We start from the raw sequence: 21,411 nt of genomic DNA on the forward strand, positions 1-21,411 counted from the left end.
CGGCGGCCGCGCCGGCCGGGTCGGCAATACTGCCATTGCGCGTACTGCGATCAGGTACATACTTGCAATATGGAAAGTGAAGCGCGGATGCCGAGGGAAGAGGCCGCACGGGCGCTGCGCGCCGCGGAAGCCGTGCAGGCGCGAGCAGCCGGGGTGCCGCGCGGGCATGCGGTGCTGCAGCTGCTCCACGCCGTGATGATGTCGGCCTACATGGCCGTGTTCGTCTACACCGGGTCGGATGCCGTCGACACCGAGACCGCCGGCGGGATGCTGATGATGCTGGTGCTGCCGCCGATCGTCATCTCCAGCGGTCTGGTCAGCGGAGCAGGCGAGCGGTACGCGGGACGACTGCGCGCCGGCCGACGCTACTGGCTGGCGGTCGGCGTGTTCCTCGCGATGCTGCTGGTGCTGATGGCCTGGCGGATCCTGGGTGGTGGATACCCAGTCTGGGTGGTGGCCGTCAGCGCGGCGGTGACGCTGGTGATCTTCGCCGCCCGGCCGATCAGCAGCCTGCGGCGCGCCGACACCGGCGTGCGGGCGGAGGTTCCCGCGGTACCGCTGCCACACGGCGTCAGAGTGACTACGGTCATGATCGGCGCGGGCTTCGGTGGTGCGTGCGCGACGGTCTTCTTGCCGACCGCGGGCTGGCTGGTCGTATCGGCTCTGATGCTGTTCACGATCATGGCGCTCGCCGGCTCCTCGTCCTGGAGCCTGCGCTCCACCGGGTGGTGCTGGGGTGGTGCGCAGTGGACGGCGTTCGGCGCCTCCTCGGCGATCCTGTTCGCGCTCGCCGTGCTGCTGATTGCCACGGATGCCGTCTCTCCGGTCGTGCCGGTCGCGATGGGAGCGGTGATCGCGGCATCCCTGGTCGGCGTGGCCTTCCTGCCCGGGCGCGGCGAAGGCGAGGATGACTTCGCCCATGACGAAGGGGCGGGCGATGGCGCACCCGAGGCATGACCTCGACCCCGCGCTGCTGACGCCGGTGCGCCTCTCGCTGCTGGCGGCGCTGCCCGAGGGGATCGAGCTCGACTTCGCGGCGCTGCGCGACCTGCTCGAGACCGACGACTCCGCGGTGTCGAAGGGCATCGTTCACCTGCAGGATCAGGGCTACGTCGACATCACCAAGGGGTATGCGGGCACGCGTCCGCGCACCTGGGTGTCTTCCACCGCAAAGGGCCGCCGCGCCCTGGCACGCCACATGGCCGCCCTGCGCGCGATCGCGGGTGACCTCTGATCCTGGGCCGCCGCAAGGAGGGGTTGGCGGGAAGAGGCCCGCGATACGGTGAGGGAATGCCGGCATCCCGACTCCATCTCGTCCGCCACGGCGAGGTCTTCAATCCCGCGCGCGTGCTGTACGGGCGCCTGCCCGACTACCACCTCAGCGAGGCGGGCCGGGCGATGGCACACGCCGCGGCCGATCACGTCGCAGCGCTCGATCGGCCGGTCGTCGAGCTGCGCTGCTCGCCGCTGGAGCGCACGCAGGAGTCCGCCGCCCCCTTCGCCGAGCTGTTCGGGCTGATTCCCGTGCTGGAGCAGCGCATCATCGAGCCGACCAACGTGTTCGAGGGCAAGCGGATGTCGCGCGCGCTGCGCGACCCGCGCAACTGGCGGCACCTGCGGCGTCCGTCCCTGCCGAGCTGGGGGGAGCCGTACCGGTCGATCGCCGATCGGATGCTGGCGGCGATGGACGACGCCTGGGATGAAGCGGGCGGCGACGCTTCGATCCCTACGCCCCACTCCGACCGTCGCTCCGCGCCGCCCGGAGCCTCCGGGGCGCGTGGGCCCGGCTCAGCGACCCATGGGACGGGCTCAGCGGCGCAGGGTGAAGGCTCAGCGGTGCGGGGTGAAGGGGATGTGGTGCTGGTCTCGCATCAGGCGCCGATCTGGATCACGCACCTCGCGGTCGCTGGGCTTCCGCTGCGACACGACCCGCGCACGCGGCGGTGCGCGCTCTCCAGCGTGACCAGCTTCGAGCGGGTCGGCGACGTGTGGCGCGAGGTCGACTACGCCGAGCCCGCGGCATCCGGAATCGACCTCGGCGCCGTATGACTTTCGAAGAGCGCAAATGGCTGTACATCGCGCCGAAATACAGCCATTTGCGCGACTCGAACGGGGGTCACCGCCGTCGCATCGTTCCAGAGCACCCATAGGAAACGCGCGTACGATTCCCAGCGTGTCCTCGCCCGCCCGCTCCCGCCGTGACGTGCTGCGCATCGGCGCCGCCGCGCTCGCCGGCGCGCTCGCCGTGGGCTTGAGCGCATGCGCGCCCGATCCGGCCACCGAGGCGTTCCTCAACGGCGACGAGAAGGCCTACACGGCCGCCGACCTGCGATGGCAGGAGATCCCCGCCGACGAGCGCGGCGAGCCGGTGGTCTTCGGCGGCACCACGGATTCCGGTGAGAAGTTCTCCAGTGACGATCACACCGGAGACGTGATCGTCGTGAACTTCTGGTACGCCACCTGCGGTCCGTGCCGCGTAGAGGCGAAGGACCTCGAAGCCGTGTGGCAGCAGCACCAGGACGACGACGTCGTCTTCATGGGCGTGAACATCTTCGATCAGGCCGCCACGGCCAAGGCGTTCGCGAAGAAGTACGGCGTCACCTACCCGAGCCTGATGGACGCGGACAGCGGCCAGGCCAAGCTGGCCTTCGCCCGCGTCGCGCCCATCCAGGCGCCCCCGGCCACTCTCGTGCTCGACCGGCAGGGCCGTGTCGCCGCGCGCATCATCGGTCCGATCGACGGCACCTCGATCCTCTCGTCGATGATCAAGGGTGTGCTCGAGGAGCAGGCGTGAATCCGGATGCCGTGATCGGAGCCGGCGCGCTCTGGCTGGCGATCCCGCTGGCGATGCTGGCCGGTCTCGTGTCGTTCCTCTCGCCGTGCGTGCTGCCGCTCGTGCCGGGGTACCTCGGGTTCATCAGCGGCGCGGTCGGCGCTTCGACGCCCATGCCCCGGTCCGACCGTCGCTTCGCGCGCCCCGGAGCGTCCGGCGCGCGTGGGCCCGGCTCAGCGACCCAGGTGGGTGCGGGGCCGACGACGCGGCGCCGGCTGCTTCTGGGCGTGCTGCTGTTCATCCTGGGCTTCACGGTGGTGTTCGTGGGCATCACCGCGCTCAGCGGCACGGTCGGCGTCTTCCTGGTGCAGTGGTCCGAGCTGATCACGCGCATCCTCGGTGTCGTGATCATCGCGATGGGGCTGGTGTTCCTCGGCTTCTTCGGTTTCGCGCAGCGGGAGATGCGGATGCAGGTCAGCTCCACCGCCGGGCTCGTCGGCGCCCCGCTGCTGGGCGTGGCGCTGGGCCTGAGCTGGGCGCCCTGCATGGGCCCCACGCTCACCGCGATCGTGGCGCTGTCCTTCAACGTCGGAACTCCGGCGCGTGCGGCGCTGCTCGGCGCGTCGTACTCGCTGGGCCTCGGCATCCCGTTCCTGCTGCTGGCGCTCGGCTTCGGCTGGGCCACCAGAGCAGTCGGCTTCCTGCGTCGTCACATCCGCGTCGTGAACATCATCGGCGGCGCGATGCTGATCATCCTCGGCATCCTGATGGTCGCCGGCATCTGGAACATGATCATGTCGAGCCTCGGGGCGGTGATGGGCAGTGTCATCCTCCCGCTCTGACGGGTCGTCCGCGGCATCCGATCCGCTCCGCCCGGCCGACCACATCGACTCGGCCGACGCCGACGACGGCATCACGCAGCCCAAGCTCGGCCTCGTCGGCTGGCTGCGCTGGGGCTGGCGTCAGCTGACCTCCATGCGCGTCGCGCTGATCCTGCTGCTGTTCCTGGCGATCGGCGCGGTTCCCGGCTCGGTGTTCCCGCAGCGGTCCGCCGACCCGAACGGCGTACTCAAGTACAAGACCGACAATCCCGACCTGTTCCCGATTCTCGACAAGCTGAGCATGTTCGACGTGTACTCGTCGCCGTGGTTCTCGGCCATCTACATCCTGCTGTTCATCTCGCTGATCGGCTGCATCATCCCGCGCATCCGGCACCACGCCAAGGCGCTGCGGGCGCTTCCGCCGCGCACACCGGCGCGGCTGGCCCGGCTGGAGGACCACCGGTCGGTCACGCGCGAGGCTTCGGAGGCGGATGCCGCGGCATCCATCGACGTCGCCGAGAAGCAGCTCAAGGCGCTCGGCTACCGCGTCGCACGGTACGACCGCGGGCGCGTCTGGTCGGTCTCCGCCGAGCGCGGCTATTGGCGCGAGACCGGCAACCTGATCTTCCACATCGCCCTGGTCGGCGTGCTGATCACCGTCGGCGTGGGCGGCGGGTTCGCCTACACCGGCCAGCGCGTGGTCGTGGAGGGCAGCTCGTACGTGAACGCCCTGATCGACTACAACTCGATCAACCGCGGGCGCTTCGTGCCGGACGACGCGTTCGTGCCGTACGCGGTCTCACTGGACTCCTTCGACGTCACCTACGAGGCGGTCGGCGCTCCGGGAGCCGGGCAGGCCGGCAACTTCAAGGCCAACGTCACCGTGACAGAGCCCGACGGCTCGACGCGCAAGGACGCCGTCGAGGTCAACCATCCGCTGAGCGTCGGCGGCGACCACATCTATCTGCTCGGCAACGGGTACGCTCCCAGCATCACGGTGCGCAACGCGCAGGGCGTCGAGGTCTTCAGCGGCCCGGTCGAGTTCCTGCCGCAGGACAACAACCTCACCTCGCTGGGCGTGCTGAAGATCCCCGACGGCATGCCGAAGCAGCTGGGACTGGTCGGGTTCTTCTACCCGACCGCGGTCAAGCTCGACACCGGGGCGTTCACCTCGTACCGCGGCGACCTGACCATCCCGCTCCTGACGCTCGACGTCTACCAGGGCGACCTCGGCATCGACAGCGGCACCCCGGTCTCGGTGTACCAGCTCGACACGCAGGACATGACCAAGCTCAACGGCCGCGGAACCGAGACGAAGTCCATCCAGCTGCAGCCGGGCGAGACCGCCGATCTGCCCGACGGACTGGGCACGGTCACGTTCGAGGACGAGTCACCCGCAGGCGCGAAGGACCTCAGCGAGTCCGTCAAGCGCTACGTGTCGCTGCAGATCCACCACGACGACTCGGTCATCTGGGTGCTCGTCTTCGCACTGCTCGCGCTGGCCGGCCTCGGCCTGGCGCTGTTCGTGCCGCGTCGCCGCATGTGGGTCAAGGCGACGGCATCCGACGACACCATCCACCTGGAGTACGCTGGCCTCGCACGCGGCGAGGACCCGACCCTCGCCGCGGCCGTGGACGATCTCGTCCGCGGGCACGAGCGGCTGCTCGACGCGGCCGCATCGCGGCACCCCGCGAAGGGAGCATGACATGCCCGATCTGGATTCCATCTCGCGTCTGACGCTGTGGACGGCGATCGCCATCTACGCGCTGGCGTTCATCGCCTACGCGTTCGACCTGGCGAAGCGCTCGTCCACGGTGAAGGCCGAGGAGCGGATGCTGGTGATGGCGGACGGCTCCACCGTGGCATCCGCGCCGGTCGACGGTGATGCGGACGCGCCGGTCGGCAAGCGCTTCGTGATGGCGCGCATCGGCACCTCGCTGATGGTGCTGGGCTGGCTGTTCCACCTGACCGCGACGCTCACCCGCGGGTTCGCCAACGGACACGTGCCGTGGGCCAACCTGTACGAGTTCGCCATGACGGGCACGCTGCTGGTCGTACTGGTGTACCTGGTGATGCTCACCCGTCTCGACCTGCGCTACCTGGGCACGTTCATCTCCGGCTTGGTGCTGGTGCTGCTGGGCGCGGCGTCCGCCTACTTCTACGTGGAGGTGAAGCCGCTCGCCGATCCGCTGAAGTCGGTGTGGCTGGTCATCCACGTGTTCGTGGCCTCGCTGTCGGTGGGCATCTTCGCGCTCGCCTTCGCGCTCTCGGTGATGCAGCTGCTGCAGTCGCGGCGCGAGCGCCGGGTGGCAGAGGGCGTCGCGAACGCCGGCCCGGGCTTCCTGCGCACCCTGCCCGACACGGTGCGCCTGGAGAACCTGGCGTACCGGTTCGCGGTGGTGGGCTTCATCTTCTGGACCTTCACGCTGATCGCAGGCTCCATCTGGGCGTACTTCGCGTGGAGCCGGTTCTGGGGCTTCGACGTGAAGGAGACCTGGACCTTCATCATCTGGGTGCTCTACGCCGGGTACATCCACGCCCGCGCCACGCGCGGTTGGCGCGGCACCCCGTCGGCGTGGCTGTCGATCACCGGGTTCACCGCCGTCATCTTCAACTTCACGATCGTGAACGTGTACTTCAAGGGACTGCACGCCTACAGCGGCCTGAGCTGAGCCTCCCGTCAGGCGGCGCCCAGAGCCGGTCAGGCGGCGCCCAGGGGGATCACCTCGCGATACTCGGTGGCGTCGAAGTAGGTGACGAGCTCGACCTCGGCGATCGTCTCGGTCGGCGGCGTCGGATACTCGTGGTGGGTGTCGGATGCCAGCTGCGCCCACGCCTGGGCATCCAGCGTCTTGGCGTAGACGGTGGAGAGGTGGAAGGTCCACTCCTGCAGCGGCAGTTCGCCGATGCGGTGCAGGTCGGTGGCATCCAGCGCCTCGGTCAGCGACGCATACGCGCGCAGCAGCGAAGGGGTGCGCCTCAGACGCGCGATGATGATCTGCCACGGCGCGGGGAACGAATCGACAGCCTCGGTCGCGACGTCGATCGGATGCAGCGCTGCCGCCCACTTCTTCACGACTGAGCGCACCACGTCGATGCGCTCGGGCTCGTAGAGCCCGCGCAGGGTGACGTGCGCGGCGCCGGGATAGCGCACGCTGTTGCCGAGCCGCTGCCGCGCGGCATCCTGCACCCGGTCGAACTCCCGCATGACCGCACCGATCGGACGCAGCACGATGTACTGCTGCCCTTCGAGGTCCCGCAGCTGCTTCGGATCGGTCATGAAGTCGCGTGTCATCACGCGACCCTACCGGCGACGCCGGCGGGCCGCCGTCACATGTCGACCCCGGGCGGGGCGGATGCCGGATGCTACGCGGCGGCGAGCACCGCCTTCGCGCTGGTCGTGCGCCGGGCGGTCACCGCGAGGGTCGCGGCTCCCAGCGACAGCACGGCCCACACGATCAGCCCCGCGGCGGCCGCGCCGTTCGGCACGATCAGCCCCCCGAGCGCCGGCGCCGTGGGCATCGCGGCGCCCAGGCCCGCGAGCCAGCCGGGGATCGTGGAGATCAGCCCGGTCGCGACGGCGATCACGCCCACCAGGGCGCTGACCCATCGTCCGATGCCGCCGAGCACGGCCACCAGCGCCTGGTTCACCGCGGCGAACGCGACACCGGCGAGCATCGCGAAGGCGGCGAAGCCCCACCAGGTGGCGGCGTCGTAGCCGGCCACGATCTGGACGATCAGCGCGACGAGCAGACCCTGCCCGGCGCCGAGCGCAGCGGCGGGCCAGAATCCGCGCAGCACCATGCCGATCGATGAGCGACGTGAGGTCAGCGCGTTGCCGGGCACCGCCCGCAGCGCGATGAACGAGGCCAGCGCGCCGAACCACAGCACCACCGCCGAGAGCAGCGGGATGGCGGTCGGTCCGAACAGGGCATCCCCCTCGGCCGACGCCTTCACCGGGTCGGCGATCACGGAGGCCAGCTTGGTCGACTGCTGCTCGTCGAACGATGGCAGCGAGGTCGACGCGGTCTTCAGCCCGTCGGCGAGGTCGCCGGTGCCGGATGCCAGGCTGTCGACGCCGTCCGCCAGCTTGCCCGCGCCCTCGGACAGCGCGGATGCCCCGTCGCCGAGCTGGGTGGCACCGGATGCCAGAGCCGATGCGCCATCGCCCAGATCGCTCGCGCCGCCGGCGAGGGAGCGCGCCCCCGCCGCTGACTGGTCGACGCCGCTCGCGAGCTGCCCGAGCCCGCTGCCCAGCTGCGAGGCGGCCGAACCCGCCGTGCGCATCTGCTTCGCCAGCTCTGCGGGCGCCTGCTCGTCGAAGGCCGCGAGCCCCGCGGCGACACCGGCCGACGCGGCCTTGGCCTGAGAGGCACCGTCGCTCAGCTGCGGCAGTCCGCTCTGCAGCTGGGTCAGGCCAGCGCACACCTGCTCGAGCAGGGGGTCGACGCCGGGCACGCGCGTGCCGCAGGCCTGCACCAGCCCGTCGACACCTGACTTCACGCCGGCGACGCCGTCCGCGACGCCTGCCGTCGCCTGCGCGGCGCCGTTCGCCCCCGTGAACAGCAGCTCGGGCACGAGCCCGTCCTTCTCGAGGGTCGCCGCGCCGCTGGTGAGACCCTGACCGAGCTGTGTGGCGCCAGCGCCGGCCTCGCGCGTCTTGGAGGCGATGGTGTCGAGCCCGCTGCCGAGCTTCGTCGCGCCGTCCGAGAGCTGCGCGGCACCGCCGGAGAGCTTCGAGGCGCCATCGGCGAGGCCGTTCGCGCCGTCGGCGAGCTTCGACGCACCGTCGGGCAGCGCTGCGGCGCCGTCGGCTGCTGAACGCGCGCCGTCGGCCAGCTTCGAGGCTCCGTCCGCGGCATCCCCGAGCTGATCGCCGATCGTGGTGAACCCGACCAGCACGTTGCCGACCGTCGCCTCGCTGAGCATGGTGCCCATCGTGGAGGCCGCCACCGTGGCGATCTGGTTCGTGATCAGGTCGTCGGCGACCCGGCCGTCGGGCGGGGTCGTCACGGTGATCTTCGCCTGCTCGGCGGCATCCCCGCCGTCCTTCAGAGCGACGCCCGACGAGGTGGCGTCCGCCGAGAACGACTCGGGGATCGTGACGACCGCCTGGTACGTGCCGTCGCCGAGTCCCTTCGCCGCGTCGTCCTCGTTCGAGATCACCCAGGTGAGGTTCGAGTCGATGTCGTCGGAGCCCTCCACCAGCCCCGAGGCCAGCTGCCGCCCGAGCGGCGTGTACTGGTCGTCGATCGTGACCGGCTTGTCGAGGTTCACGACGGCGGCGGTCATCGACTCCAGCCGGTCGGTCGGGTTCTGCAGCGCCGTGACGAGGATGCCGCCGATGATCGCCGGCAGCAGCAGCACGCCGATCAGCGTCAGCCAGGTGATCGGCCGGCGCGAGCGCGCTCGTTCGATGGGGAGAGTCACTTCGTCTCACTCCGTTCGCTCAGTACATCGCACTTCGTCTCACTCCGTTCGCTCAGTACATCGCTTGCGGTCAGCTCGGACGCCTCGGACGAGGAATCGGTTCGCCGAGACCCCTCGCCCTTGCCGAGACCCCCCTCTGCAGACGCAATTGCGGAGGGGTCTGGACGAAGGGAGGGGGTATCGGCAGTCTCAGAAGAGGGTGCGGTCTCGCGGAGGTCGACGACGGATGCCGGGGAGCGGCCCGCATCCGTGAAGAGAGCCTGCGCGGCGGTCACGTCCGTGGCCGTGGCGAGCACGGCGACGGTGCGCCCCGCATCGCGCAGCCGCGCTGCCAGCTGGTCGCGCTCGGCGGCGGTGATCCGGTCCACGCCGTCGAGGACGACCAGACGCGTGCGGCCGCGCAGCGCCTCGGCGAGCTGCGCGGTGCCGTCTGCGTCGCCGAGCATGGCCACCCCCACCCGGGAGCGCACCCAGGCGGAGCGTCCGGGCAGCAGGTGGCCGTCGACGCGCAGCATCCCGGCATCCGCGTTCATCCGCCCCGCGAGGGTGAGCGACAGGGCGCGCAGCGCGCGCGGCGGTGCGCCGGTGACCACCAGCGCGCCGCCCGGCGCGAGCCGCAGGCGCGCACCCTCGATGTCGACGGCCGAGATCGTCAGGTCGTCGGCGGCGAGGATGCTGTCATCGCCCGGCCATGCCTCGAGCGACCGCTCCCGCTCCACGGCCTCGCCCTCGATGTCGACGTGCGGCAGGATGCGCTCCAGCCACCGCGGGATGCGCCAGGCGCGGTCGCCGAGGATCGCCATGACGGCGGGGATCAGCGTCATCCGCACCAGGAAGGCGTCGATCGCGATGCCGGATGCCAGGCCCAGGGCGATCGGCTTGAGCGACGAATCGCCCTCGGGCACGAACGCCACGAACACGGCGAACATGATCAGCGCGGCGGCGGTCACCACTCGCGCCGTGCTCGAGAAGCCGGAGCGCACGGCCCGGATCGCCGCCTCCCGGCGGGTTGCCGGATCGTGGCGGGCGGGGTCGTGCACGAAGTCCTCGCGCATGCGCGAGACCAGGAACACCTGATAGTCCATCGCCAGACCGAACAGCACTCCCATCAGCACGATCGGCATGAAGCTGATGATCGGACCTGTGCGGGCGACGTGCAGCAGGTCGGCGAACCAGCCCCACTCGAAGACGGCGCCCACCACTCCGAAGGCGGCGACGATCGACAGCAGGTAGCCGATCGCGGCGGTGACGGGCACCCAGATCGAACGGAACACGATCGCCAGCAGGATCAGCGACAGGCCGATGACGAAGATTCCGAAGGGCAGCAGGGCCGCGCCGAGCTGGTCGGAGATGTCGATGGCGACGGCGGTGAATCCGGTGACCTTCAGGTCGATCCCGAACTCGTCCTGCCACTCGTCGTGGTGGGCGCGCAGCTCCCTCACCAGGTCGGCGGTGGCAGAGTCGTCTGGCGCGGTCTCGGGAATGATCTGCACGATGCCCGTGTCGGCGGTCTCGTTCGGGGTGGCCAGCGCCACCTCGCGCACGCCGGGGAGCTTCTCGACGGCGTCGCCGAGATCCTCCATGAGGTTCAGCGGATCGGTGGAGGTGACGATCGTGCCGGTGAGGATCAACGGTCCGTTGAAGCCGGGGCCGAACTCGGCTGCGGTCAGGTCGTAGCTCTGCCGCGCTTCGGAGTCCTTCGGCAGCACGCCGGCATTCGGCAGGGCGAGATTCAGGCTCAACGCGGGCACGGCGACGATCGCCAGACCCAGCACGACCGCGATCGTGACCAGCACCGGCCGCTTCGTGATGCTGCCCGCCCAGCGCTCCGAGAGGCTGCGGCGCGCGCGCGGCGTGGGCGCGGCATCCGCCTCCCCGATCCTGACCCGTCGAGACCCCTCCTGGTCGTCGAGACCCCTCCCTGTCGACGCTGCTGCGGAGGGGTCTCGACGCTGCGGAGGGGTTTCGGCGGAGTGGGCGGAGCGGGCGCGGCGCGGCCGGCCGGCCACGCGACCCTTCACGAATCCGAGGAGTGCGGGGGTGAGGGTGACGGCGATCATGACGGCGATCGCGACGGCGACGGAGGCCGCGATGCCCATCGTGGTGAGGAACGGGATGCCCGCGAAGCCGAGCCCGATCAGGGCGATGAGCACGGTGATTCCGGCGAACACCACCGCGGAGCCCGCGGTGCCGACCGAGCGCGCGGCGGACTCCTCGGGGTCGACGCCCGCGCGCACCTGATCCTGGTGGCGGGCGACGATGAACAGCGCGTAGTCGATGCCGACAGCCAGGCCCAGCATGAGTGCGAGCAGGGGCGTGGTCGACGACACCGTCGCGAAGGCGGTCGCCGCGAAGATGCCGGCCATCGAGATGCCCACGCCCAGGATCGCGGTCAGCAGCGGCAGGCCCGCGACGACGAAGGAGCGGAATGTGACGATCAGCACGAGCAGCGCGATCAGCAGACCGACCGCCTCGGTGACCGTGACGGTCGGGATCGAGGTGGCGAACAGGTCGCCGCCGAGCGCGACGTGCGACCCGTCCGGCAGTGCGGTCCGCAGCTCGTCCACCTGCTGCTGCAGGTCGGCCTTGGCCTCTGCCGGGACGTCGGTCGACTGGCCCTCGAACTGCAGGCGCACGATGGCGGCGCTGTGTTCGGCGTTGACCATGCCGGTGATGTTCTCGTCGTACGGCGAGGTGACCGCCAGCACGCTGTCGTCGAGGTGCGTCAGGTCCTCGACCGATTCCTCGATGTCCGCTCGGTAGGGGTCGTCGCGGATGTCGTCGCCGGATGCTGCGACCACGATGAACTGCGCGTTCGTGCCGCTGACCTGCGGGAACGTGCGCTCGAGCTGCTCGAGGCCGGCCTGCGACTCGGTCCCCGGGATCGAGAAGGTGTTGTCCGTCCCTGCGCCGAGCACGAGTGCGCCGCCGCCGGCGATGCCCAGCACGAGGAGCCAGCTGACGAGCACGCGCCAGGGGTGGCGGTACGACCAGCGGCCCAGTGACGACAGGAGAGTGGACACGCGGCCTCCACGAGGGTTCGATACACAGGTGTATTCAATACGTACATGTATCGTAAGTGAGAGGTGCGGCCGGATGCTGTGCGCAGGATGTGAATGCGCGAGGATGGCCTGAGATGCAGCGAGCTTCTGGAGGGGTGATGTCATCTGCCACGCGAAGCAGGGAGAACACCCGAGCGCGCCTGCTCGAAGCGGCCACCCAGGTCTTCGCCGAGGTGGGCCTGGAGGGCGCGACCGTCGAGGCGGTGTGCGAGCGGGCGGGCTTCACCCGCGGCGCGTTCTACTCCAACTTCGAGTCGAAGGACGAGCTGTTCCTCACCCTCGCCGCCTCCGTCGGCGAGGCGCGGCTGAGCGCCGTGCGAGAGCGGGTCAGCGACCTCGTCAGCGCAGAGGCCCTGGAGGGATGCGACCCCGTCGAGCTCGTGCAGCAGATCATGGACTCCGGCGCGGACGACCGGCTCGGCGTGATGATGATGAGTGAGATCCGCATCCGTGCGCTGCGCGACCCGGCCTTCGGCGCGGCGTACCTCGCGCAGGAGCGCGAGATGACGGGCAGCATCGCCGAGATGATCCAGGAGATCATCGACTCCGGCCAGATCACCCTGCGCATCACCGCCGCCGAGGCCGCGAGCCTGCTCATGGTGGTCTGGGAGGGCATGACCGTGCGCGGCGCCATGGAGGGCGAGGACTCGACTCGGCTCCGGCGTGTCGGCAGCGAGTCCCTCGGCCGCATGGTCGAGCTCATGCGGGTCTGAGTCGGCGCGGTTCGCTCGCGCCCGTTCGCTCGCGCCGCGCGAAGGGCAGGTCAGTCGGGCAGCAGGGCGTGGCAGCGCTCCAGCCGCGCGAGCCACCACTCCCGGCGCTCGGTGGGGGCCTCCAGGCGCGTCAGCGCGGCAGCATCTGGAATCACCCGCGCCGCTGACACCGCACCGCCCATGGGACGCGCGTCGGCGACATCGTCGGCGAACAGTGAGGCGGTGCCCAGCCCGCAGTCGTAGTCGAGCTCGGGGAGGGATGCCGCGAGCGCCGCTCCCTGCGACAGGCCGATGGCCGTGTCGAGGGCGCTGGAGACCACGGCCGGCAGCCCGGCATCCGCGACGATCGACAGTGCGCGGCGGATGCCGCCCAGCGGCTGCGCCTTGACCACGATGAGGTCGGCTGCCTTGGCCTGCGCCACCGCCAGAGGATCGGCGGCCTTGCGGATGCTCTCGTCCGCAGCGATCGGGATGCCCTTGTGCTTGACGCGGTAGCGCAGCTCGGCCAGTTCCTCGACCGCGGTGCAGGGCTGCTCGGCGTACTCCAGGTCGAACTCCGCGAGCGCGTGGATGGCGGTCTCCGCCTCGTCGAGGTTCCACCCGCCGTTGGCGTCGATGCGGATCCGCCCGTCCGCGCCCATGGCCTCACGCACGGCGCGCACCCGGGCGATGTCGTCGGAGAGGGTCTGACCGCGCTCGGCGACCTTCACCTTCGCGGTGCGGCATCCGCCGAACCGCGCGAGCACCTCGGCGACGCGAGCGGCCTCGACAGCAGGGACCGTCGCGTTCACCGGCACCCGGTCCCGCACGGCGGCGGGCTGCACGTTCCAGGCGAAGTCGATCGCGGCATGCAGCCAGGTGGTGGCCTCGGCATCCTCGTACTCGACGAACGGCGAGAACTCCGCCCAGCCCTGAGGCCCTTCGAACAGCAGCGCTTCGCGCACGTCCACGCCGCGGAACCGCGTGTTCATCGGCAGGGCGACGACGCGGGCGGTGGCGGCGATCTCGGCGAGTGGCGGCGTCATGCGTCCATCATGCCCCGCCGTGGTTCACAACTCCGGAAGAACCTGGCCGAACTGCCGCTCAGTGGCGCCTGACAGCGCTTTCATCGCGCAGATCTCCGGAGTTGTGGACAGGCGCGTCAGCCGAGCTTCTTGTGCAGCTCGCCCATGCGGGCGCTCACGCGGAAGCCGAGGCGGGTGTTGACGGCGAGCATGTGCGTGTTCGACTCGGCGTTGAACGTGTAGATGCGCGGTGTGTCGGGGGAGTGGTGCTGCAGCATCCGCAGGTTCTCGAGCTTGATGCGAAGACCCAGGCCGTGCCCGCGATCCTCCCGGCGCACCAGCGTGCCCCACTGGTAGGCGTTGCCGTCGTCGCCGGAGACGACGATCTGCGTGTACGCGGCGACACGACCGTCGGCTGCCAGGGCGATCGTGCCGTAGGAGGTGCGCCGCTGCGCGGCCTGCATCGCCTCATCCGCCCGGAAGTCGGTCACGTCGGACGTGGATGCCTCCACTTCGAGGTCGCCGGTGGGAGCCTCGGTGTCCAGGAGCGCATCCAGCGCCGCCCACTCGGCGACGAACGCGTCGGGCACGGGACCCACCCAGCTGCGCAGCGTGTACCCGTCGTCAGGTGCTTCGGGGATCAGCGCATCGAGCAGGGAATCCGCCACGGGCAGGTCGAGGCGATTCTGCACGTCGCCCAGCGCCACGTCGTACCCGTGCCGGCGGGCGAACTCGCGGTTGGCGGCTCCGGTGCCGTCGGCGGGCAGGGAGACCGGCCAGAAGATGTCTGTGCGCATGGTGCTGCGCCCCTCGCGGGCCGCCTCGGTCTCGATGTGCTCGAGAAGCGCGGAGCCGACGCCCCTGCGACGGTGCTGAGACGGCACGTTCACGCCCATCATCGCGATGTGCAGATTGTCCTTCAGCGGCAGGGCGAGCGAGCCCGAGCCGACCACAGCGTCGTCGCGGACGGCGACGTACGCCTGTCGCCGCGTTGTCGCGGAGTCCTGCTGCAGCTCGGCGCGGCGCTCCTCCAGGCTCCAGATCAGCGCGTTCTCGCCCATGTCAGCGCGACGCGCGTCGGCGTACGCGTGCCACCAGGCGTCGACCTGGTCGCGGATGAATGGATCGATGCGGCGGATCTGAACAGCGGATGCCATCGTGCCAGCCTACGAGGGCGATCGAGGCGTTCCGTTGACAATAGTGTGTGGCGCACAATATAGTTTCACGCATGAGCGACTCGGAGTTCGACGGACATCTGCAGGAGCTGCGGCGCGGCACGGTCGTGCTGGCCAGCCTGCAGCTGCTGCGCACGCCCGGCTACGGCTACGGGCTGCTCGAGCAGCTGGCATCCGCCGGCTTCCCGACCGACGCCAACACGCTGTACCCGCTGCTGCGCCGACTCGAGAAGCAGGGATACCTCGACAGCGAGTGGAACACCGAAGAGGCGCGGCCCCGCAAGTTCTACCGCACCTCGGTTTCCGGCATCCGCCTCGCCGACACACTGATCCAGGAGGTCGCAGCCATCGCGAGCGCGACCGCCGCACTCCGTCCGGAGGAGAACTGACATGACCGCCACCGCCGACTACGCCGAGCGCTACCTCGCAGCCGTCTCCCGCGCGCTTCCGGCGTCCTCGCGCCCCGAGCTGCTCGCCGAGGTCGAATCGTCCATCGCCGAGCAGGTCGAGCCGCGCGTCGCCCGGGGCGAGAGCCGCGAAGACGCCGAACGCCACGTCGTCGCCGCACTCGGCGAGCCGATCGCATACGCCTCCTCGCTCATCGATCGCCCGATGTGGCTGATCGGGCCGCGCTACTACGCGGCCTGGCTGCGCCTGCTGCGGCTGCTGCTGGTGATCGTCCCGCTGTGCGCGGTCGGCGGCAGCGTGCTCGGGCAGCTGATCGCCCGCGCCTCGGTGGGAGAGGTGATCGGCAGCACCGTCGCGGTGCTGATCGGCACGATCGTGCACGTGGCCTTCTGGACCACGCTGGTGTTCTTCGTGCTCGAGCGCACCGGGTCCACCGGCGAGTCCGTGCTGGACTGGAGTCCCGACCAGCTGCCGCTGCCGGCCGAGCACCGCGCGGGTCGCAACGAGCTGATCGGGTCGCTCGTGTTCCTCGCGCTGGTGCCGCTCGCCATGCTGTGGGACGTGCTGCTCGGATTCTTCCCCACCGGTGCCGCGCCCGTCCCGGTGCTCATGCCCTCGCCGTGGACCTGGACGGTGATCCTCGGGTTCGTCGTGCTCGAGGCCGTGTTCGCCGTCGTGCTGTTCCTGCGGCGCCGCTGGAGCATGGCACTCGCCGTGGTGAACACGGTGCTCGCCGTCGGCTTCGCCGCGGCCAGCCTGACGCTGCTCATCCGCGGCGCGCTCGTGAACCCGGAGTTCATGGCATTCGTCACCCGTGCCGGCGGCGACGGCTTCGCGCAGGGCGAGCAGGGCTCGACCGCGCAGGGCGGCGTCTTCGGCATCCTCGCGGCGATCCTCGGCTTCTGCCTGATCGCGTTCCCCGCCTGGGACATCGCCGACGGGTGGCTGAAGCTGCGCCGGGCGGGTGCCGGCGGCGGCACCGCGGCGACGAGGGCGGAATAGGGTGGATGCCGTGACCGACGACTTCGTCTCCGACCTCTTCGACCCGGCGGAATGGGTGCTCGCACCGGGCGCCGAGGACTACACCGACATCACCGCGCACGTCTCCCGAGACGGTGGCGTCGCCCGCATCGCATTCGACCGGCCCGAGGTGCGCAACGCGTTCCGCCCGCACACGGTGGACGAGCTGCACCGGGCACTCGATGTCGCCCGGCAGGATCCGCGCATCGGCGCCGTGCTGCTCACCGGCAACGGTCCGAGCCCGAAGGACGGCGGCTGGGCGTTCTGCTCCGGCGGCGACCAGCGCATCCGGGGCCGCGACGGCTACAAGTACAGTGATTCGGACACCGAGGTGGCGGACCCGGCCCGCGCCGGGCGCCTGCACATCCTCGAGGTGCAGCGGCTGATCCGCTTCATGCCGAAGGTGGTCATCGCGGTCGTCCCGGGCTGGGCGGCCGGCGGCGGGCACTCTCTGCACGTGGTCTGCGACCTGACGATCGCGTCGGCCGAGCACGGCCGGTTCAAGCAGACCGACGCCGATGTCGGCAGCTTCGACGCCGGCTACGGCTCCGCGTACATGGCGCGCCAGGTCGGCCAGAAGTTCGCGCGCGAGGTGTTCTTCCTGGCCGAGGAGTACTCCGCGCAGCGCGCGTACGAGATGGGTGCGGTGAACCGAGTGGTCCCGCACGCGGAGCTGGAGCGCGAGGCGCTGGCGATGGCGCGCACCGTCCTGACCAAGTCGCCGACGGCGATCCGGATGCTGAAGTTCGCCTTCAACGCGGTCGACGACGGCATGGTCGGTCAGCAGGTGTTCGCGGGCGAGGCCACCCGCCTGGCGTACGGCACCGACGAGGCCGTCGAGGGGCGCGACGCCTTCCTGCAGAAGCGCGACCCGGACTGGTCGCCGTTCCCTTACCACTTCTGACGCGGTGCGGGTCGAAACGCGATGAGGCTGCATCCGATCGATTCCGGCGATCCGCGCGCCGTGCTCGAAGCGCTCCCCGCGGCACTCGACGGCACCCGCCCGCTCGCCCTGGGCTTCACCCCGTCAACCGGCGACGAGGTGGCGGACGGGACCGCCGCTGTCATCGCCACCTCCGGCTCCAGCGGCATCCCCAAGCGCGTCGTCCTCAGCGCGCAGGCGCTGCGGTCCAGCGCCGAGGCCACCGCCGAGCGGATCGGGTCGGGGCGGTGGACCCTCGCGCTGCCGGCCGGGTACGTCGCGGGTCTGCAGGTGCTGGTGCGATCGCTGCTCGCCGGCACCGCTCCGATGCTGCAGCAGGGCAAGCTGACGCCGGATGCCCTGGTCGCCGCCGCCGAGGCGGGCGGCCGGTACATCTCGGTGGTGCCCGCGCAGCTGGATGCGCTGGTCGATGCGGCCGGAGATCCGCGGGTGCTCGCCGCATTGCGCGCGCACGACGCGATCCTGGTGGGCGGGCAGGCGCTGTCCGACGGCATCCGGATGCGCGCTGCCGAACTGCGCATCCCTTTCGTGCACACCTACGGCTCGAGCGAGACCTCGGGCGGCTGCGTGTACGACGGCATCCCTCTGGACGGCGTCCGCGTGCGCCGGGTCGAGGACGAACTGCAGATCACCGGTCCGACGCTGGCGACGTCGTACCTGGGCGCCCCCGGTCTCACCGCCCGCGCGTTCATCACCGACGAGCACGGCACCCGCTGGTACCGCACCGGCGATCGGGGCTTCATCCTGGACGGCGAGGTCGAGGTGCACGGACGGCTCGACAACGTGATCGTCTCGGGCGGCGTCAACATCTCGCTCGACCGGGTGGAGCAGGCGGTGCGGGGCGTGCCCGGACTGGAGCAGGCCGTCGTGCTCGGGATGCCGGACGAGCGCTGGGGCGAGGCGTCGATCATCTTCGCCGACGTGCGCGGCGACGAGTGCGGGCGGATGCTGGAGCAGGCCCGCGACCGCGTGGAAGTCGAGGTCGGCCGGCACGCCCGGCCCGTGCAGCTCGAGAACGGGGAGATCCCGCTGCTGGCATCCGGCAAGCCCGACCGCGAACTGCTGCGCCGGATGATCCACGACGTGCCACCGATCCACGACGTGCCACCGCGTCCGTGAGCGCGCGGCTCGGGCTGTTGCACGCGTTCGCGGGTCCTGCTCTGCGGCCTCCGCGCGCATGAGACCGCAGGACGGGACCCGCGAACCGCGAAGACGCACCCCGCGCCCGCATCGTAGGCTGAGCGCATGGCGGTATACACCCACGGGCATCACGACTCGGTGCTGCGCTCGCACAGCACCCGCGACATCGCGAACTCGGCGGCGTATCTCGCCGAGCACCTCACCGCCGACGCGCACCTGCTCGACGTCGGCGCGGGGCCGGGCACCATCACGATGGACTTCGCGAGCCGCGTCGCCCGCGTGACCGCCACCGAGCTGAACGCCGACGCCCTCAGCCTGTCGCAGGCGCTCGCCGCCGAGCGCGGCGTGACGAACATCGACTTCACCGTCGAGGACGTGCATGCGCTCAGCTTCGCCGACGACAGCTTCGACATCGTGCACGCCCACCAGGTTCTGCAGCACGTGGGCGACCCCGTGCAGGCTCTGCGCGAGATGCGCCGGGTCGCCCGGCCCGGTGGCATCGTCGCCGCCCGCGACGCGGACTACGCGGGCTTCATCTGGTTCCCGCTGCTGCCCGAACTGGACGAGTGGCTGCGGCTGTATCGCGCGGCCGCACGCGCGAACGGCGGCGAGCCCGATGCCGGCCGGCGCCTGCTCGGCTGGGCGCGCGCCGCCGGATTCGCCGAGATCACCGCCACGGCATCCACCTGGTGCTACGCCACTCCGGCCGAGCGCGAGTGGTGGGGCGGCATGTGGGCCGACCGCATCCGGGAATCCGCTCTCGCCCGGCAGCTCACCTCCACCGGCATGGCGACGGATGCCGATCTGCAGCGCATCAGCGACGCCTGGCGCGCGTGGGCCGCCGACGGCGACGGCTGGTACCTGATCCCGCACGGCGAGATCATCTGCCGAGTCTGACGGTGCCGCCGCGGCCGTGCCGGACCCGAGGAGCCGTCGGATACATCCTCAGGCGGATGCCCCGGGGCGGGCGTTCCCGTAGCGTGAGAGCGTGATCCGCTCCGTCTCGCGCGCCTGGCTCGTCGTCGACATCATCGTCAGCGTGCTCGGGCTGGTGCTGACGACGCCCGTCTCGTTCGTCTTCGTCGCCGGTCAGCTGAGTTCGTGGCTGCAGCCGGACTGGCTCTCGAGTGGGGTGCTCGTGGTCGTCGCCGTGGCGATGTGGGGAGCGGCGTCCATCTCACGGCTCTCGCCGACGCTCGCCCTGATCGTCGCGTGGGGTGCCGCAGTGGTGCAGATGGCGTGCGGCCTGCCACCGCTGGTCGTCGACATCGCGGTGTTCCCGGTGCTGTTCGCCACCGGTGCCTGGGGCAGTCGCCGGTTGATGTGGTGGGGTGGGGCCTCCGCGGTCGGCGGGGGCGTGATCGCCGGAATGTACATCGCCCTGCTGCAGGTGAGCTCTCTGATCACCTCGGACGGCCCGCTGGACACCGCCGCGCGCGTGTCGCTGGTCGCCGTGCTGACGGCGACGAGCATCGCCTTTGCGCTGGTGATCGCGTGGGGCGCGGGCGTGCTGTGGCGGTCGGTGGCCTCCGGCAGGCAGACCCGCGACGCGCAGCTGCGCGCCGAGGCGGTGGCCGCCGAGGAGGCGGAGCGGGTGCGCATCGCCCGCGACATGCACGACATCGTCGCGCATTCGCTGGCGGTGGTGATCGCGCAGTCCGACGGGGCCCGGTACGCGGCGGCCGCGAGTCCGGAGCTCGCGCAGGAGGCGCTGGGCACGATCGCGCAGACGGCGCGCGGGGCGCTGTCGGATGTGCGGATGCTGCTCACGCAGCTGCGGCACCGTCAGGGCGACGGCCCGCAGCCGACCCTCGCCGACCTGGAGTCGCTGTTCGCGCACGTGCGGCAGGCCGGCGTCGAACCGCGGGTGACGGTCGATCCGATGCCGCCGGGCGAGCCGCCGGGCGCGATCCAGCTGGCGGTGTACCGCATTCTGCAGGAGGCGCTCACCAACGCCCTGCGGCACGGCGAGGGCGAGGTCGACGTGCGGCTGTCCTGGTGGGCGGACCGGGTCGATCTGGAGGTGCGCAACCGGGTGGCGACCCCGTCGGCGGCCTCGGCATCCGCATCGGGAGGGCACGGGCTGGTGGGCATGCGCGAGCGCGCCCAGCTGGTCGGCGGCTCGCTGGCCGCGCAGCAGGAGGACGGCTTCTTCGTGGTGCGGGCGTCGATGCCGATCGGCGGATGAATCGCGCGGGACGGTAATCCTGGACCGGTGCACGGCGGGGAGCGACGAAGATGGATGCCGGGGTTCTTCACCCGGCCAGGAGGGGTCATCATGATCAAGGTCGTGCTCGTCGACGACCAGGCGCTGTTCCGCGCGGGGGTGCGGATGCTGGTGGGCTCGCAGCCCGACATGGATGTCGTGGGGGAGGCCGGGGACGGGCGCGAGGCGCTCGAGGTGGTCGCGCGCACGCGTCCCGATGTGGTGCTGATGGACATCCGGATGCCGGTGATGGACGGGCTGTCCGCCACGGCGGAGCTGCTGAAGCAGCCGAACGCTCCGCGCATCGTCATGCTCACCACCTTCGACCTCGACGAGGCCGCGGCGCGCGCGATCCGGCAGGGCGCCAGCGGATTCCTGCTCAAGGACGCCGATCCCGAGTTCCTGCTGGCGGCCATCCGCACGGTCGAGTCCGGCTCGAGCGTTATCGCGGCCTCCGCGACCCGCGAGCTGTTCGCGCACTTCACCTCCGAGACCAAGCCAGTGCCGCCCAACTACGCAGACCTCACCGACCGCGAGCGGGAGATCTTCGCGCTGGCCGCACGCGGGCTGTCGAACTCCGAGATCGCCGCGCGCGAGTTCCTCAGCGAGGCGACGGTGAAGACGCACATCAGCCGCATCCTCACCAAGCTCGCGCTGCGCGATCGAGTGCAGCTGGTGGTCTTCGCCTTCGAGCACGGCCTGGCCTGAGCATCCGT

The 21,411-nt window shown here is 70.8% G+C and carries 20 protein-coding genes; 15 read left to right on the forward strand and 5 right to left on the reverse strand.

Going from position 1 to position 21,411, the window contains the following annotated elements:
• The first annotated feature begins 69 nt into the window (after positions 1-69).
• From Q9R19_RS01420 to ccsB, 7 genes are all read left to right on the forward strand, one after another.
• Entirely contained in the window at positions 70-957 is an 888-nt protein-coding gene (locus Q9R19_RS01420; protein ID WP_311254567.1) for a hypothetical protein, read from the forward strand.
• Entirely contained in the window at positions 938-1,234 is a 297-nt protein-coding gene (locus tag Q9R19_RS01425; RefSeq protein ID WP_311254568.1) for a transcriptional regulator, read from the forward strand. The genes Q9R19_RS01420 and Q9R19_RS01425 overlap by 20 nt, the downstream gene beginning before the upstream one ends.
• A 56-nt stretch (positions 1,235-1,290) precedes the next feature.
• Complete coding sequence (locus Q9R19_RS01430; RefSeq protein WP_311254569.1) at positions 1,291-2,049, forward strand: histidine phosphatase family protein; 759 nt, start codon at positions 1,291-1,293, stop codon at positions 2,047-2,049.
• Between the two features lie 124 nt (positions 2,050-2,173).
• Positions 2,174-2,794 (forward strand): TlpA disulfide reductase family protein, encoded by a 621-nt coding sequence (locus tag Q9R19_RS01435; RefSeq protein WP_311254570.1) that lies wholly within the window; start codon positions 2,174-2,176, stop codon positions 2,792-2,794.
• Positions 2,791-3,615, forward strand: coding sequence for a cytochrome c biogenesis CcdA family protein (locus Q9R19_RS01440; RefSeq protein WP_311254571.1), 825 nt, complete (start codon positions 2,791-2,793; stop codon positions 3,613-3,615). Before Q9R19_RS01435 ends, Q9R19_RS01440 begins: the two co-directional genes overlap by 4 nt.
• Positions 3,596-5,299 carry a cytochrome c biogenesis protein ResB gene (locus Q9R19_RS01445; RefSeq protein WP_311254572.1) on the forward strand — a complete coding sequence of 568 codons (1,704 nt, stop codon included), beginning with the start codon at positions 3,596-3,598 and terminating at the stop codon, positions 5,297-5,299. Before Q9R19_RS01440 ends, Q9R19_RS01445 begins: the two co-directional genes overlap by 20 nt.
• A 1-nt stretch (position 5,300) precedes the next feature.
• Complete coding sequence (ccsB, locus tag Q9R19_RS01450) at positions 5,301-6,266, forward strand: c-type cytochrome biogenesis protein CcsB (RefSeq protein WP_311254573.1); 966 nt, start codon at positions 5,301-5,303, stop codon at positions 6,264-6,266.
• Positions 6,267-6,295: 29 nt separating this feature from the next.
• On the opposite strand, the gene Q9R19_RS01455 is transcribed toward ccsB, so the two are convergent.
• The 3 genes from Q9R19_RS01455 to Q9R19_RS01465 all read right to left on the reverse strand — a co-directional run bounded on the left by Q9R19_RS01455 (position 6,296) and on the right by Q9R19_RS01465 (position 12,047).
• Positions 6,296-6,889 carry a 2'-5' RNA ligase family protein gene (locus Q9R19_RS01455; protein WP_311254574.1) on the reverse strand — a complete coding sequence of 198 codons (594 nt, stop codon included), beginning with the start codon at positions 6,887-6,889 and terminating at the stop codon, positions 6,296-6,298.
• Between the two features lie 71 nt (positions 6,890-6,960).
• Positions 6,961-9,024, reverse strand: coding sequence for a YhgE/Pip domain-containing protein (locus Q9R19_RS01460; protein ID WP_311254575.1), 2,064 nt, complete (start codon positions 9,022-9,024; stop codon positions 6,961-6,963).
• The gene (locus Q9R19_RS01465; protein ID WP_311254576.1) at positions 9,021-12,047 is read right to left on the reverse strand and encodes an MMPL family transporter; all 3,027 of its coding nucleotides are present in this window, start codon (positions 12,045-12,047) and stop codon (positions 9,021-9,023) included. The genes Q9R19_RS01460 and Q9R19_RS01465 overlap by 4 nt, the downstream gene beginning before the upstream one ends.
• A 137-nt stretch (positions 12,048-12,184) precedes the next feature.
• Here Q9R19_RS01465 and Q9R19_RS01470 point away from each other — a divergent pair, with 137 nt between their 5' ends.
• On the forward strand, positions 12,185-12,799 hold the full coding sequence (locus Q9R19_RS01470) for a TetR/AcrR family transcriptional regulator (protein ID WP_311254577.1): 615 nt from the start codon (positions 12,185-12,187) through the stop codon (positions 12,797-12,799).
• Positions 12,800-12,849: 50 nt separating this feature from the next.
• Here the strand turns inward: Q9R19_RS01470 and Q9R19_RS01475 are convergent, their stop codons facing one another.
• Together Q9R19_RS01475 and Q9R19_RS01480 are read right to left on the reverse strand one after the other, a co-directional pair.
• Positions 12,850-13,824: an o-succinylbenzoate synthase gene (locus Q9R19_RS01475; protein WP_311254578.1), complete on the reverse strand. Its 975-nt coding sequence runs from the start codon at positions 13,822-13,824 to the stop codon at positions 12,850-12,852.
• A 116-nt stretch (positions 13,825-13,940) separates the two neighbouring features.
• Positions 13,941-14,960, reverse strand: coding sequence for a GNAT family N-acetyltransferase (locus tag Q9R19_RS01480; protein ID WP_311254579.1), 1,020 nt, complete (start codon positions 14,958-14,960; stop codon positions 13,941-13,943).
• Positions 14,961-15,031: 71 nt separating this feature from the next.
• Between Q9R19_RS01480 and Q9R19_RS01485 the strand changes: the two genes are divergently transcribed.
• From Q9R19_RS01485 to Q9R19_RS01515, 7 genes are all read left to right on the forward strand, one after another.
• Positions 15,032-15,367: a helix-turn-helix transcriptional regulator gene (locus Q9R19_RS01485; RefSeq protein ID WP_311254580.1), complete on the forward strand. Its 336-nt coding sequence runs from the start codon at positions 15,032-15,034 to the stop codon at positions 15,365-15,367.
• Position 15,368: 1 nt separating this feature from the next.
• A complete protein-coding gene (locus Q9R19_RS01490; protein WP_311254581.1) occupies positions 15,369-16,388 on the forward strand; it encodes an HAAS signaling domain-containing protein in 1,020 nt (339 codons plus the stop codon).
• Positions 16,389-16,398: 10 nt separating this feature from the next.
• Positions 16,399-17,310 carry a 1,4-dihydroxy-2-naphthoyl-CoA synthase gene (locus Q9R19_RS01495; RefSeq protein WP_311254582.1) on the forward strand — a complete coding sequence of 304 codons (912 nt, stop codon included), beginning with the start codon at positions 16,399-16,401 and terminating at the stop codon, positions 17,308-17,310.
• 21 nt (positions 17,311-17,331) lie between these two features.
• Positions 17,332-18,468 (forward strand): AMP-binding protein, encoded by a 1,137-nt coding sequence (locus tag Q9R19_RS01500; protein WP_311254583.1) that lies wholly within the window; start codon positions 17,332-17,334, stop codon positions 18,466-18,468.
• 126 nt (positions 18,469-18,594) lie between these two features.
• The gene (locus Q9R19_RS01505; protein ID WP_311254584.1) at positions 18,595-19,386 is read left to right on the forward strand and encodes a class I SAM-dependent methyltransferase; all 792 of its coding nucleotides are present in this window, start codon (positions 18,595-18,597) and stop codon (positions 19,384-19,386) included.
• Between the two features lie 91 nt (positions 19,387-19,477).
• On the forward strand, positions 19,478-20,677 hold the full coding sequence (locus Q9R19_RS01510; RefSeq protein ID WP_311254585.1) for a histidine kinase: 1,200 nt from the start codon (positions 19,478-19,480) through the stop codon (positions 20,675-20,677).
• Between the two features lie 90 nt (positions 20,678-20,767).
• Entirely contained in the window at positions 20,768-21,403 is a 636-nt protein-coding gene (locus Q9R19_RS01515; RefSeq protein ID WP_311255840.1) for a response regulator transcription factor, read from the forward strand.
• Positions 21,404-21,411 lie beyond the last annotated feature (8 nt).

Origin of the sequence: Microbacterium sp. ARD32, assembly GCF_031844385.1 — a bacterium.
Lineage (GTDB): Bacteria > Actinomycetota > Actinomycetes > Actinomycetales > Microbacteriaceae > Microbacterium.